The sequence below is a fragment of the Pseudomonas sp. GD04158 genome (assembly GCF_029834875.1).
Taxonomy (GTDB): domain Bacteria; phylum Pseudomonadota; class Gammaproteobacteria; order Pseudomonadales; family Pseudomonadaceae; genus Aquipseudomonas; species Aquipseudomonas hydrolytica.
Genome location: NZ_JAODYT010000007.1, coordinates 79,401 through 93,708 on the forward strand (window position 1 = coordinate 79,401; position 14,308 = coordinate 93,708).

The 14,308-nt window shown below is 65.5% G+C and carries 12 protein-coding genes; 11 read left to right on the forward strand and 1 reads right to left on the reverse strand.

All coding sequences use genetic code 11. The features are described 5' to 3' along the window. Window positions 1–7 precede the first annotated feature (7 nt). Complete coding sequence (locus N7333_RS04980) at window positions 8–937, forward strand: quinoprotein relay system zinc metallohydrolase 1 (RefSeq protein ID WP_129482227.1); 930 nt, start codon at window positions 8–10, stop codon at window positions 935–937. Between the two features lie 569 nt (window positions 938–1,506). Here N7333_RS04980 and N7333_RS04985 read toward each other — a convergent pair. After that, a complete protein-coding gene (locus N7333_RS04985) occupies window positions 1,507–1,893 on the reverse strand; it encodes a hypothetical protein (RefSeq protein WP_129482228.1) in 387 nt (128 codons plus the stop codon). 217 nt (window positions 1,894–2,110) lie between these two features. On the opposite strand from N7333_RS04985, the gene N7333_RS04990 reads away from it, so the two are divergent. The 10 genes from N7333_RS04990 (at window position 2,111) to N7333_RS05035 (ending at window position 14,244) form a co-directional block, all read left to right on the forward strand. Further along, window positions 2,111–3,886, forward strand: a complete 1,776-nt coding sequence (locus N7333_RS04990; RefSeq protein ID WP_279858557.1) for a methanol/ethanol family PQQ-dependent dehydrogenase — start codon at window positions 2,111–2,113, stop codon at window positions 3,884–3,886. 330 nt (window positions 3,887–4,216) lie between these two features. After that, entirely contained in the window at window positions 4,217–5,737 is a 1,521-nt protein-coding gene (locus N7333_RS04995) for an aldehyde dehydrogenase family protein (protein WP_129482230.1), read from the forward strand. Window positions 5,738–6,063: 326 nt separating this feature from the next. Further along, entirely contained in the window at window positions 6,064–6,135 is a 72-nt protein-coding gene (gene pqqA / locus N7333_RS05000; RefSeq protein WP_003243383.1) for a pyrroloquinoline quinone precursor peptide PqqA, read from the forward strand. Window positions 6,136–6,182: 47 nt separating this feature from the next. Further along, window positions 6,183–7,097 carry a pyrroloquinoline quinone biosynthesis protein PqqB gene (pqqB, locus tag N7333_RS05005; RefSeq protein WP_129482231.1) on the forward strand — a complete coding sequence of 305 codons (915 nt, stop codon included), beginning with the start codon at window positions 6,183–6,185 and terminating at the stop codon, window positions 7,095–7,097. An 87-nt stretch (window positions 7,098–7,184) separates the two neighbouring features. Next, a complete protein-coding gene (gene pqqC, locus N7333_RS05010; protein ID WP_129482232.1) occupies window positions 7,185–7,937 on the forward strand; it encodes a pyrroloquinoline-quinone synthase PqqC in 753 nt (250 codons plus the stop codon). Window positions 7,938–8,019: 82 nt separating this feature from the next. Then, window positions 8,020–8,298 (forward strand): pyrroloquinoline quinone biosynthesis peptide chaperone PqqD, encoded by a 279-nt coding sequence (pqqD, locus tag N7333_RS05015; RefSeq protein WP_107320898.1) that lies wholly within the window; start codon window positions 8,020–8,022, stop codon window positions 8,296–8,298. Next, window positions 8,270–9,424 carry a pyrroloquinoline quinone biosynthesis protein PqqE gene (gene pqqE, locus N7333_RS05020; protein WP_129482233.1) on the forward strand — a complete coding sequence of 385 codons (1,155 nt, stop codon included), beginning with the start codon at window positions 8,270–8,272 and terminating at the stop codon, window positions 9,422–9,424. The genes pqqD and pqqE overlap by 29 nt, the downstream gene beginning before the upstream one ends. Further along, window positions 9,412–11,295, forward strand: a complete 1,884-nt coding sequence (locus N7333_RS05025; RefSeq protein WP_129482234.1) for a S9 family peptidase — start codon at window positions 9,412–9,414, stop codon at window positions 11,293–11,295. The genes pqqE and N7333_RS05025 overlap by 13 nt, the downstream gene beginning before the upstream one ends. A gap of 77 nt (window positions 11,296–11,372) precedes the next feature. Continuing rightward, window positions 11,373–12,536, forward strand: coding sequence for an alcohol dehydrogenase-like regulatory protein ErcA (gene ercA / locus N7333_RS05030; protein WP_129482235.1), 1,164 nt, complete (start codon window positions 11,373–11,375; stop codon window positions 12,534–12,536). Further along, window positions 12,520–14,244, forward strand: a complete 1,725-nt coding sequence (locus N7333_RS05035) for a NahK/ErcS family hybrid sensor histidine kinase/response regulator (RefSeq protein WP_279858558.1) — start codon at window positions 12,520–12,522, stop codon at window positions 14,242–14,244. The genes ercA and N7333_RS05035 overlap by 17 nt, the downstream gene beginning before the upstream one ends. Window positions 14,245–14,308 lie beyond the last annotated feature (64 nt).

The window sequence follows — 14,308 nt, forward strand, 5'->3', positions numbered from 1 at the left end:
GGCTTCCATGCGCTGGATGTTATTGCTGATCTGCCTGCTCGCCGGTCTGGCCCAGGCGCTCGACTACCAGCTGCAACCCCGGCAGCTCGCCGAGGGCGTCTGGCTGGTGGAGGGCAGCATCGACAACTTTGCGACCGACAATGGCGGCAATATCGTCAACGTTGGTTTTATCGAAACCGCCGACGGCGTGGTGGTGATCGACAGCGGCCCGTCGCGCCGCTATGGCGAGGCATTGCGCCAAAGCATCGAGAAGAGCACCGGCAAAGCGGTGGTGCGCGTACTGCTGACCCACCATCACCCGGACCATGCGCTGGGCAACCAGGCCTTCGCTGGCGTGCCCATCGCGGCGCTGGCGGAGACCACAAGGTTGTTGGCAGAGCAGGGCGATGCCATGGCGGAGAACATGTACCGTCTGGTGGGCGACTGGATGCGCGGCACCGAAGTGGTGTTGCCCAGCGAGGAGGTGCAGGAGGGCACGCTGGAAATCGGCGGCCGGCGCCTGCAACTGCTGGCGCTGCGCGGCCACACTGGCGCCGACCTGGCGATTCTCGACGAGCGCACGGGCGTGTTGTTTGCCGGCGATATCCTGTTCTACCAGCGCGCGCTGACCACACCGAACAGCCCCGGGCTGGATGTGTGGCAGGCCGATCTGGATCGGCTCGAAGCCTTGCCGTGGAGGCAGATCGTGCCCGGCCACGGTCCGGTGACCACCGACGCGGCGCCGTTCGTGCAGATGCGTGATTACCTGGACTGGCTCGATGGCTTGCTGCGTCAGGGAGCGGAGCAGGGCGCGGAAATGAACGAGCTGATCCGCGCGCCGATCCCCGAGCGCTTCGCCCAGGTCAACCTGTCGCGCTATGAGCTGATCCGCAGCGTCAGCCACCTCTACCCGCGCTACGAGCGCAGCGCCATGGGGCGGGTGGATCGCCAGGATTAGAGACCTGCGGCGTCCTCGGTGCGCACGGCGAGCGTGGTCAGTAGGGTGCGCCGCGCGCACCGAATATGAGGCGATGGACTGGCCTGATGCATCAGCCACCTTCACCGCGCTGCAAAGCAATGCCATGGCGCGGGTGCATCGCCAGTATCGGAAACCAGCGGCGCCCTCGGTGCGCATGGCGCACCCTACGAGAGTGTTGCCACGGATGTAGGGTGCGCCGCGCGCACCGAATATGACGCGGTGGATTGGCCTGATGCATCTGCCACCTTCACCGCGCTACGAGCGCAACGCCATGGCGCGGGTGCATCGCCAGAATCGGAAACCAGCGGCGCCCTCGGTGCGCACGGCGCACCCTACGCGAGTGTGGTCAGTAGGGTGCGCCGCGCGCACCGAATATGACGCGGTGAATTGGCCTGATGCATCTGCCACCTTCACCGCGCTACGAGCGCAACGCCATGGCGCGGGTGAATCGCCAGGATCAGTAACCAGCGGCGCTCTCGGTGCGCATGGCGCACCCTACGCGAGCGTGGCCGCGGATTCGTGGGCACGCCGCGCGCACCATTGGGCGGTCAAAGCTCTTCGTCGTCACGAATCAGCACGTAATGGCGGCCGTGCTCGGTCTCTTCGTGGTCGTAGACGTAATACATCACCACGTCGCCCTGGCCGGACTGGACGGCCACGTAATCACCGCTGTCGGCCATGAAGAAGTCCCGGGTGGCGGGCTTGGCCAGGCATTCGATATGGGCGGTGACGAAGTGCGTGGGATCTTCCTCGCCGAAATAGTCCTCGCGCTGGTGCGCATCCCACTCGGTGGGCGGCTCGAAGGCGCCGGTGATCAGCACCTTGCCATCGCCCAGGTCCTGCTCTTCGGCATCCGGGTCCTGCTCGTCGGGGCGATAGATCGTGCAATCCAGTGCATCGGGATGGTTGAGAATTTCCTGGCGAGGATGGGGCACGGGCGTCTCCGATCAGAATGTGCAGGCGGCCAAGTGTCCGGCAAAGCTGGGGCCGCCGCAATCGTCATGATCGCAGGCTGTGGAGCAGGTATTGCTACCAAGGAACGAGGAAAATCGGCTGGGGGTGCAATTGTTGGGTGGCCTGTGCGAGCCAAGAATTTGCGGCAGACCGGGAAAAATTCCCGGCAATAACAATGAACCCGCAGAGGTAGCCGCAATGAAACACGCCGGTCTTCGCCAGCCTTTCCTCCTCACCGCACTCTGTGCCGCCATGCTGTTGCCGTCCGCCGCCGCGCTGGCGGTCACCGACGCCGAGATTCTCAAGGACGCCACCACCACCAACGAGATCGTCACCAACGGCCTCGGTCTGCAGGGCCAGCGCTACAGCCCGCTGAACATCCTCAACGATCAGAACGTCAAGGAGCTGCGCCCGGTCTGGACCATGTCCTTCGGCGGTGAGAAGCAGCGCGGCCAGCAGGCGCAGCCGCTGATCAAGGACGGCGTGATGTACGTCACCGCCTCCTATTCGCGGGTGTTCGCCGTCGATGCGCGCACCGGGCGTGAGCTGTGGCAGTACGAAGCCCGCTTGCCGGACGACATTCGCCCTTGCTGCGACGTGATCAACCGTGGTGTCGCCCTGTACGACGATCTGGTGATCTTCGGCACCCTGGATGCCAAGCTGGTGGCGCTGAACAAGGACAGCGGCAAGGTGGTGTGGAGCAAGCGCGTGGCCGATCACAAGGCCGGTTATTCGATCACCACAGCGCCGCTGGTGGTGGGTGGCAAGCTGATCACCGGCGTCTCCGGTGGCGAATTCGGCGTGGTCGGCAAGATCGAAGCCTATGACCCGAAGAATGGCGACCTGCTGTGGAGTCGTCCGACCGTCGAAGGCCACATGGGCTACGTCTACAAGGACGGCAAGGCCGTGGAGAACGGTATCAGCGGCGGCGAGGCCGGCAAGACCTGGCCGGGCGACCTGTGGAAGACCGGCGGCGCCGCGCCCTGGCTGGGCGGCTACTACGACGCCGACACCAACCTGCTGTTCTTCGGCACCGGCAACCCGGCGCCGTGGAATTCGCACCTGCGTCCTGGCGACAACCTCTACTCGTCCTCGCGTCTGGCGCTGAACCCGGACGATGGCAGCATCAAGTGGCACTTCCAGACCACGCCGCACGACGGCTGGGACTTCGACGGCGTCAACGAGCTGGTGTCCTTCGACTACCAGGAAGGCGGCAAGACCGTGAAGGCCGCGGCCACCGCCGACCGTAACGGCTTCTTCTACGTGCTCGACCGGACCAACGGCAAGTTCATCCGCGGTTTCCCCTTCGTCGACAAGATCACCTGGGCCAAGGGTCTGGACAAGAATGGCCGGCCAATCTACGACGACAGCAACCGTCCGGGTTCGCCGAGCGCGGCGGAGAAGGGCAGCAGCGTGTTCGCCGCGCCGGCCTTCCTCGGTGCGAAGAACTGGATGCCCATGGCCTACAGCCAGGACACCGGCCTGTTCTACGTGCCGTCCAACGAATGGGGCATGGATATCTGGAACGAGGACATCGCCTACAAGAAGGGCGCGGCCTACCTGGGCGCCGGCTTCACTATCAAGCCGCTCAACGAGGAATACATCGGCGTGCTGCGCGCCATCGATCCGAAGACCGGCAAGGAAGTGTGGCGCCACAAGAACTACGCGCCGCTGTGGGGCGGGGTGCTGACCACCAAGGGCAACCTGGTGTTCACCGGCAACCCGGAAGGCTACCTGCAGGCGTTCAACGCCAAGACCGGCGAGAAGGTCTGGGAATTCCAGACCGGCTCGGGCGTGATCGGCTCGCCGGTAACCTGGGAGATGGACGGCGAGCAGTACGTCTCGGTGCTGTCCGGCTGGGGCGGCGCGGTGCCGCTGTGGGGCGGCGAGGTGGCCAAGCGCGTCAAGCACCTGAACCAGGGCGGCATGCTGTGGACCTTCAAGCTGCCGAAGGAGCTGGTCGCCAAGCGCTGATCGGTTGATGTGTCAGACGATGGCCGGACTCTGTCCGGCCATCGTCGTTTCCGGCTCCTGTCGGCCCGCTCTGGGCTGCGTCGAAATGCCAGGGGCGAATTTTCGGCCTCGGGAACGCAAGGCGAAGCGAACGGGTCTAGCCTTTAGCCTTCGCAGCCCTGCCACCTTGCTGCCAAAGTCCCGTGCCAGACCGCTCGCCGCTCTACTACCAAATGACGAGACGATCTGTGCCATGGGCGCATACCGAGGTCGCAGGGCCCTTCCTAAGATCGAAGCATGACTCGCTTCCCCGATTGGCAGCGGGCTCCGACAACAAGAGAGGTCAGCATCATGATTTACGCGAAACCGGGTACTCCAGGCGCCGTCGTCACCCTCAAGCCGCGCTATGGCAACTACATCAATGGCGAATTCGTCGCTCCGCTCAGTGGCCAGTACTTCAGCAACACCAGCCCGGTCGACGCCTCGGTGATCGCCGAATTTCCCCGTTCCAATGCCGCCGACATCGACAAGGCGCTGGACGCCGCCCATGCCGCCGCCGATGCCTGGGGCCGCACCAGCGTGCAGGAGCGCTCGCACATCCTGCTGAAGATCGCCGACCGCATCGAAGCCAACCTCGAGCTGCTGGCCGTGGCCGAGACCTGGGACAACGGCAAGGCCGTGCGTGAAACCCTCAACGCCGACGTGCCGCTGGCCGCCGATCACTTCCGCTACTTCGCTGGCTGCATCCGCGCCCAGGAAGGCAGCACCGCCGAGATCAACGACGGCACCGTGGCCTATCACTTCCACGAGCCGCTGGGTGTGGTCGGTCAGATCATCCCGTGGAACTTCCCGCTGCTGATGGCCGCCTGGAAACTCGCCCCGGCCCTGGCCGCCGGCAACGCCATCGTGCTCAAGCCCGCCGAGCAGACCCCGCTGTCGATCACCCTGCTGGCCGAAATCATCGGCGACCTGCTGCCGCCGGGCGTGCTCAACATCGTCCAGGGCTTCGGCCGCGAGGCCGGAGAGGCGCTGGCCACCAGCAAGCGCATCGCCAAGATCGCCTTCACCGGCTCCACGCCGGTGGGCTCGCACATTCTCAAGTGCGCGGCCGAGAACATCATTCCGTCCACCGTCGAGCTGGGCGGCAAGTCGCCGAACATCTTCTTCGCCGACATCATGAACGCCGAGCCGGCCTTCATCGAGAAGGCTGCCGAAGGTCTGGTGCTGGGCTTCTTCAACCAGGGCGAGGTGTGCACCTGCCCGTCGCGCGCGCTGGTGCAGGAGTCGATCTACGACGCCTTCATGGCCGAGGTGATGAAGAAGGTCAAGCAGATCAAGCGCGGCAACCCGCTGGACACCGAGACCATGGTCGGCGCCCAGGCCTCGCAGCAGCAGTTCGACAAGATCCTCAGCTACCTCGAGATCGCCCAGCAGGAAGGCGCGCAGGTGCTGACCGGCGGCGCCGCCGAGCGGCTGGACGGCGACCTGGCCAGCGGTTACTACATCCAGCCGACCCTGCTCAAGGGCACCAACCAGATGCGCGTGTTCCAGGAGGAGATCTTCGGCCCGGTGATCGGCGTGACCACCTTCAAGGACGAGGCCGAGGCCCTGGCGATTGCCAACGACACCGAGTTCGGCCTCGGCGCCGGCGTGTGGAGCCGCGACATGAACGTCGCCTACCGTATGGGCCGTGCGATCAAGGCCGGCCGCGTATGGACCAACTGCTACCACCTGTACCCGGCGCATGCCGCGTTCGGTGGTTACAAGAAGTCCGGCGTCGGCCGCGAAACCCACAAGATGATGCTCGACCACTACCAGCAGACCAAGAACCTGCTGGTGAGCTATGACATCAATCCCCTGGGCTTTTTCTGAGTCCTGATCAATCCATGACGCGGCGCGCTCGCTCCGGCGCGCCGCCCTTGTACGGCGAAGGACCCTACCCGGGTGGATCTGCAGGCAGCCATCAGCCTGTACGGCAGCAGACCCTTATCGCGACGCGGCTTCGGCCGCGTTTTTTATTGGCACATGTTTCAGGGCCGGCGATCACAGGAACCTTCGCGGTGCGATCCATGCCTATTGATAGCGTCACCTACCAATGCCAGTGCCGATTCATCCCAAAGTACCATTTGGCCTCTTGCCTGGCGGGGGCTTAATGAGGGTGCCGGAATGCCCCGGCGCCATAAAAAGAGGACCGCACCATGTGGACTAAACCCGCCTACACCGACCTGCGTATTGGCTTCGAAGTGACCATGTACTTCGCCAACCGCTGATCGCTCCTGGCCCCGGCCCGTCCGGGGCATCCCCCTGGTAATCCGCCATGCATATCCAGATTCTCGGTTCCGCCGCCGGCGGCGGTTTCCCCCAGTGGAACTGCAACTGCCGCAACTGCCGCGGCGTGCGCGCCGGTACCCTGCGCGCGCAGCCGCGCACCCAGTCGTCCATCGCCCTTTCCGATGACGGCGGCGAGTGGATCCTGTGCAACGCCTCGCCGGACATCCGCGCGCAGCTCGAAGCCTTCCCGGCGCTGCAACCGGCGCGCAAGCTGCGTGACACGGCGATCGCCGGCATCGTCCTGCTCGACAGCCAGATCGACCACTGCACCGGCCTGCTGACCCTGCGCGAAGGCTGCCCGCATCAGGTCTGGTGCACCGAGATGGTCCATCAGGACCTGACCACCGGCTTTCCCCTGTTCAACATGCTCAGCCACTGGAACGGCGGCCTGCAGCACCGGCTGATCGAACTGGACGCCAAGCCCTTCGCCATACCGGCCTGCCCGGGGCTGCGCCTCACCGCCATCGCCCTGCGCAGCAGCGCGCCGCCGTATTCGCCGCATCGCGGCAATCCGCATCCGGGCGACAACATCGGCCTGTTCATCGAGGACCTGCGCACGGGCGGGAGCTTGTTCTACGCCCCCGGCCTGGGCCAGGTGGACGAGCAACTGCTGGGCTGGATGCGCCGCGCCGACTGCCTGCTGGTGGACGGCACCCTGTGGCGCGACGACGAGATGCGCGTGTGTGAGGTGGGCGACAAGCTCGGCAGCGAGATGGGCCACCTGCCGCAGAGCGGCCCGGGCGGCATGCTCGAGGTGCTGGAGGGGCTGCCGGCGGCGCGCAAGATCCTGATCCATATCAACAACACCAACCCGATTCTCGACCTGGATTCGCCCGAGCGTGCCGAGCTGGACGCGCGCGGCATCGAGGTCGCGTTCGATGGCATGAGCATCGTTTTGTAGGGTGTGCGGGGCCGCCCAGGCTGTGCGCACTTCAAAGAATGCTGGTGCGCACGGCGCACCCTACGGCAACGCGTATCGGAGATCCTGATGAGCCAAACTGCCATGAGCCCTGCCGAATTCGAGCAGGCGCTGCGCGCCAAGGGCGCGCTGTACCACATCCATCATCCGTTTCATCGCGCCATGTACGAAGGGCGCGCCACCCGCGAGCAGATCCAGGGCTGGGTGGCCAACCGTTTCTACTATCAGGTCAATATTCCGCTCAAGGATGCGGCGATCCTCGCCAACTGTCCGGACCGGGAAACGCGGCGCGAGTGGATTCAGCGCATCCTCGACCACGATGGGGAGCCAGGCGAAGAAGGCGGCATCGAGGCCTGGCTGCGCCTGGCCGAGGCGGTCGGCCTCGACCGCGAGCAGGTGCTGTCGCAGGAGTTGGTGCTGCCCGGTGTGCGCTTCGCCGTCGACGCCTACGTCAACTTCGCCCGCCGCGCCAGTTGGCAGGAGGCGGCCAGCAGCTCGCTGACCGAGCTGTTCGCGCCGACCATCCACCAGTCGCGCCTGGACGCCTGGCCGCAGCACTACCCGTGGATCGACGCGGCCGGTTACGACTACTTTCGCAATCGCCTGAGCCAGGCGCGCCGCGATGTCGAGCATGGCCTGCGCATCACCCTCGAGCACTACCGCACCCGTGAGGCGCAGGAACGCATGCTGAACATCCTGCAGTTCAAGCTCGACGTGCTGTGGAGCATGCTCGACGCCATGAGCATGGCCTACGAGCTGGAGCGCCCGCCGTATCACACGGTGACGGCCGAGCGCGTCTGGCATCGGGGGATCGCTTTATGATCAAGACAGCGGTGCACATGGCGCACCCTACGGCCGCATTCCACGTAGGGTGCGCCGCACGCACCACGACGGAGTCGCAACCATGACCTCGACCATCCTGCCCACTGTCCCCGCCATCCGCCGCGGCTTCCGCCTGCAGTTCGAGCCGGCCCAGGGCTGCCACGTGTTGCTCTATCCCGAGGGCATGATCAAACTCAACGACAGCGCCGGCGAGATTCTCCAGCAGGTCGATGGCAAGCGTTCGGTGGCCGAGATCATCGACAGCCTGCACCAGCGCTTCCCCGACGTGCCCGGCATCGACGAGGACATCCTGGCCTTTATCGAGGTAGCCCATGCCCAGTTCTGGATCGAGCTTCGCTAAGCCGGGCGTGCAGGTCGGCCCGCCGCTCTGGCTGCTGGCCGAGCTGACCTATCGCTGCCCGCTGCAGTGCCCGTACTGCTCCAATCCGCTCGACTTCGCCAAGCAAGGCGCCGAGCTCAGCACCGCCGAGTGGATCGAGGTGTTTCGCCAGGCCCGTGAGCTGGGCGCGGCGCAGCTGGGCTTTTCCGGCGGCGAGCCGCTGGTGCGTCAGGACCTGGCCGAGCTGATCGCGGCGGCGCGCGGCCTGGGCTACTACACCAACCTGATCACCTCCGGCATCGGCCTGACCGAAGCGAGGATTGCCGAATTCGCCGAGGCGGGGCTGGACCATATCCAGATCAGCTTTCAGGCCGCCGACGAGGAGGTGAACAACCTGCTGGCCGGCTCGCACAAGGCCTTCGCGCAGAAGCTGGCCATGGCCCGAGCGGTCAAGGCCCATGGCTACCCGATGGTGCTGAACTTCGTCACCCATAGGCACAATATCGACAATATCGAGCGCATCATCGAGCTGTGCCTGGAGCTGGAGGCGGACTTCGTCGAACTCGCCACCTGCCAGTTCTACGGCTGGGCCGAGCTCAATCGCGCCGGCCTGCTGCCAACCCGTGCGCAGCTGGAGCGCGCCGAGCGCATCACCAACCAGTGGCGCGACAAGCTGGCGGCGGAGAACCACCCCTGCAAGCTGATCTTCGTCACTCCCGACTACTACGAGGAACGGCCCAAGGCCTGCATGAACGGCTGGGGCAACCTGTTTCTCGACATCACTCCGGACGGCACGGCGTTGCCGTGCCATAGCGCGCGCCAGCTGCCGGTGCAGTTTCCCAATGTGCGCGAGCACAGCGTCGAACATATCTGGCGGCATTCCTTCGGCTTCAACCGCTTTCGTGGCGACGACTGGATGCCCGAGCCATGCCGCAGCTGCGATGAGAAGCACAAGGATTTCGGCGGCTGTCGCTGCCAGGCCTTCATGCTCACCGGCGATGCCAGCAACGCCGACCCGGTGTGCAGCAAGTCGGCGCACCATGAGGTGATTCTCGCCGCGCGCCGCCAGGCCGACGAGGCGCCGCTGGGACTGGGCGAGCTGCAATACCGCAACGAGAAGGCCTCGCGAATCATATGCAAGGCGTAGGGTGCGCCGTGCGCACCGATCCCGACAGCATCTGGGGCGCCGAGCAGGCGGCTGCGGCCAGCGCCGATTTTGCCGAGTTGCACGCTGCTCATGGTGGCGTGCTGTGGGTGGCGTTCGATCCACTGCAGGCCCGTTGCGGGCTGTTCTTCTGCTGCGATGGTGCGGTGTGTGAACTCACGCCGCCGGGGTTTTCCGTGCGCAGCCGCGTCTATGAGTACGGCGGTGGCGCCTGCTGCGCCACGGAGCAGGGCGTGGCCTTCGTCAATGAGCATGATCAGCAGATCTATCGCATTGATATCGGCCTGGACGGCGGTGCGCACGGCGCACCCTACCTGATCACTGATCAGCCTCACTGCCGTTATGGCGACCTGTCCTTCGTTTCCGCCTGGCAGGCGCTGCTGGCGGTGGAGGAGAGCCATGAGACGGGGGCGGTGGTGCACCGCCTGGTACGTATCGGCCTCACCGGCCATCGCCAGGTGTTGATCGAGGGCGCTGACTTTTATGCCGCACCGGTGGCCGACCCCAGCGGCCAGCGTCTGGCCTGGATCGAATGGGATCGTCCGTACCAGCCCTGGGTCGCCACGCGCCTGTGCCAGCGCGAGTCCGGTGAACGTACCCGCGTGCTGGCCGGGCAGGGCAGCGATCAGGCTCTGCAGCAGCCACGTTTCGATGCGCAGGGCCGGCTGTGGGTGTTGAGCGACAAAGCGGGCTGGTGGCAACCCTGGTGTGTCGATGTGCAAGCGCAACCTCAGGGCGCTCCCTGCGATCACGCCCCCGCGCCCTGGCAGCTGGGTGGCCGAACCTATCTGCCGCTGGAAAATGATGAGTTTCTGCTGACTCGTTTCGAGCAGGGGAGAGCAGTTCTCGTAGGGTGCGCCATGCGCACCAACCCTCTCGCCTCCATGGCCAATGGTGCGCACGGCGCACCCTACGAGCGGCGTTTGGCTGGAGATTTCACCCGCTTCCGCTCGCTGACCGCCGATGCCGAGCATTTCTATTGCATCGCCGCTGCGCCGGATCGTCTACCAACGGTGCTCGCCATTCGCCGCAGCGATTGCGCACCGCGAATACTAGCTGGCGGTGAGGCGCCCCTGAGCGAGGATCATCTGGCCCGGCCGCAGCCGTTTAGCTGCACAGTGGGCGAGGGTGAGCACTGCCATGGCTTTTTCTACTCGCCGGTTTCCACCAAGGAACGCCCGCCACTTGTGATTTTCCTGCATGGCGGTCCGACCTCGGCCTGCTACCCGGTGTTCGATCCGCGCATCGCCTTCTGGACGCTGCGCGGCTTCGCCGTGCTCGACCTCAACTACCGTGGCAGCAGTGGCTACGGCCGCGCCTATCGCCTGCGTCTGGCTGGCGGGTGGGGCGAGCTGGAGGTCGAGGACATTCGCGCCGCCATCGAGGCCCTGGGTGGGGAGGGCCGTATCGATTCGCAGCGTGTGTTCGTGCGCGGCGGCAGCGCTGGCGGTTTCAGCGCGTTGCGAGCGCTCGCCGAACTGCCGCAGCTGCGTGGCGGCGCCAGTCTCTATGGCGTCAGCGACCCGCTGGCGCTGCGCCGGGTCACCCACAAGTTCGAGGCGGATTATCTGGACTGGCTGATCGGCGACCCGCAGCAGGATGCCGAACGTTATCGCCGCCGCACGCCGCTATTGCAGGCCGACAGGATCAGGGTGCCGGTGATTTTCTTCCAGGGCGCGCTGGACGCCGTGGTGGTGCCCAGCCAGACCGAAACCATGGTCGAGGCGCTGCGCAGCCGAGAGTTGCCGGTGGAATATCACCTGTTCGCCGAAGAACGCCATGGTTTCCGTCAGGCCGCCAATCTGGCCGAGGCCTTGCGCGCTGAACACGCCTTCTACCGGCGGCTGATCTGAACGGAGGTCGCATTGCATAAACCGGGCGATGCAGTAGGCTGAGCGCAATTCCATAACAACAAGATCCGGGCCGTTGTATGAGCCATGATTTGAGTCAGCTGCGTAAATTCGTCTCTCCGGAGATCATCTTCGGCGCCGGCTCCCGGCATAACGTCGGCAACTACGCCAAGACCTTCGGCGCGCGCAAGGTGCTGATCGTCTCCGACCCCGGTGTGGTGGCAGCCGGCTGGGCTAGGGACGTGGAAGTCAGCCTGCAGGCCCAGAGCATCGACTATTGCCTGTATACCGGCGTCTCGCCCAACCCGCGGGTGGAAGAGGTGATGACCGGCGCCGAGCTGTACCGCAGCGAAGGTTGCAACGTCATCGTCGCGGTCGGTGGCGGCAGCCCGATGGACTGCGCCAAGGGCATCGGCATCGTCGTTGCCCACGGGCGCAATATCCTCGAGTTCGAGGGCGTGGACACCCTTCGCGTGCCCAGCCCGCCGCTGATCCTGATCCCCACCACTGCCGGCACCTCGGCCGATGTGTCGCAGTTCGTGATCATCTCCAACCAGCAGGAGCGGATGAAGTTCTCCATCGTCAGCAAGGCGGTGGTGCCGGACGTGTCGCTGATCGACCCGGAAACCACCCTGAGCATGGATCCCTTCCTGTCCGCCTGTACCGGCATCGACGCTCTGGTGCATGCCATCGAGGCGTTCGTCTCCACCGGTCACGGCCCGCTCACCGACCCGCATGCGCTGGAAGCCATGCGCCTGATCAACGGCAACCTGGTACAGATGATCGCCAACCCGGCGGACATCGCCCTGCGCGAGAAGATCATGCTCGGCAGCATGCAGGCCGGTCTGGCCTTCTCCAACGCGATTCTCGGCGCGGTGCATGCCATGAGCCACAGCCTCGGCGGCTTCCTCGATCTGCCGCATGGCCTGTGCAATGCGGTACTGGTCGAGCACGTGGTGGCCTTCAACTACAGCGCCGCACCGGAGCGCTTCAAGGTCATCGCCGAAACCCTCGGCATCGACTGCCGCGGCCTCACGCATACGCAGATCCGCCAGCGTCTGGTCGAGCATCTGATCGCCTTCAAGCATGCCGTGGGCTTCCGTGAAACCCTCGGTTTGCACGGTGTCGGTAAGTCGGACATTCCGTTTTTGTCCAGCCATGCCATGGACGATCCGTGCATCCTCACCAACCCGCGCGAGTCGACCCAGCGCGACGTCGAGGTGGTCTATGGCGAGGCGCTCTGACGAAGCGCTGGCCGGGCTGCTGGGGCTCAGCAGCCAGTCGGCGCGCAAGAGTCATTACCCCGAGCTGCTGGCCCGCCTGGAAGAGCTGGAAACCGAGCGCAATCGCTACAAATGGCTGTTCGAGCACGCGGTGCACGGCATCATCCAGGCCAGCCTGCAGGATGGCGTGCTGGCAGCCAACCCGGCGATGGCGCGCATGCTCGGCTACGACGATCCGCAGCAGGTGCTGTGGTCGCTGGGCGATCTAGCGCGGCACCTGTTCGTCGGTGGTTTCGACGAGCTGGAAGTGATTCGCCAGCGCCTGAGCCAGGGCCAGGCCCTGCTCGGCTACGAAACGCGCCTGCGCCGGCGCGATGGCAGCACCATCGACGTGCTGATGAACCTGTTGCTCAAACCGGAGGGGGAAGGGGTCTTCGAAGGCTTCGTCGCCGATATTACCGAGCGCAAGCAGGCGCAGCAGCGCCTGCAGCAGCTCAATGACGAACTGGAGCGCCGCGTCGCCGCGCGCACCTTCGAGCTGCTCGAATCCAACCGCAACCTGCAGCGGCAGATCGAGGAACGCGAGCGCATCGAGCTGGCCCTGCGCGAGGCGCGCGACGCCGCCGAGGCAGCCAACAGCAGCAAGGACAAGTACCTGGCGGCGGCCAGCCACGACCTGCTGCAACCGCTGAATGCCGCGCGGCTGCTGATTTCCACCCTGCGCGAACGGCAGTTGCCCAGTGCCGAGCACAATCTGGTCGAGCGCAGCCACCTGGCGCTGGAGGGCGCCGAGGATCTGCTCGCCGACCTGCTGGACATTTCCAAGCTGGACCAGGCCGCGATCAAACCGGATGTCGACGTCTATCGTCTGCAGGAACTGCTGGCGCCCTTGGCGTCCGAGTTCGAGGGCGTCGCCGCGGCCGCTGGCCTGCGTCTGCGCGTGCGCATTGCCGACTGCGCAGTGCACACCGACTTTCGCCTGCTCACGCGCATCCTGCGCAATTTTCTCAGCAACGCCTGCCGTTACACCGAAAGCGGGAGCGTGCTGCTCGGCGCGCGGCCGCGTGGCGCCTTCGTAGAACTGCAGGTGTGGGACAGCGGTCGCGGCATAGCGGCCGATCAGCTGGACAAGATTTTCCTCGAGTTCAACCAGCTGGATGTCGGCCGCGCCACCGAACGCAAGGGCGTCGGTCTGGGGCTGGCCATCGTCGAGCGCATCGCGCGCATGCTCGGTTACCCGGTGCAGGTGCGTTCCGAGCCCGGGCGTGGCTCGGTGTTCAGCATTCGCGTGCCCCGTGCCGAGGCGCGTCCCCAGCGCCAGGCGCAGCCCGCATTGCAGCCGGTATTGGGAGACCCCTTGCCGGGGCGGCGTCTGCTGGTGATCGACAACGAGGCGGAAATTCTCCACAGCATGGCTGCGTTGCTCGGGCAGTGGGGCTGCGAGGTGATCACCGCGCTGGATCTGCCCGAGGCCCTGCAGCGTTTGCAGGGCAGGGCGCCGGACCTGATCCTGGCCGACTTCCACCTGGATCACGGCGTGCTCGGCTGTCAGGTGATCCAGCAGTTGCGCGACGCGTTTGCCAGTGCGATCCCTGCCCTGATCATCAGCGCCGACCGCAGCGATGCCTGTCGCCGCGACCTTCAGGCACTGGGGGTTCCGCTGCTGAACAAGCCGGTCAAACCGGGCAAGTTGCGTGCGGTGCTCAGCCAGCTTCTGCAGGAAACGTGAACGGCTGCGGACTATCGGGCTGAACCTGCGCGCTTGCGATGCTGTCTATTGGCTACCTCGTCCC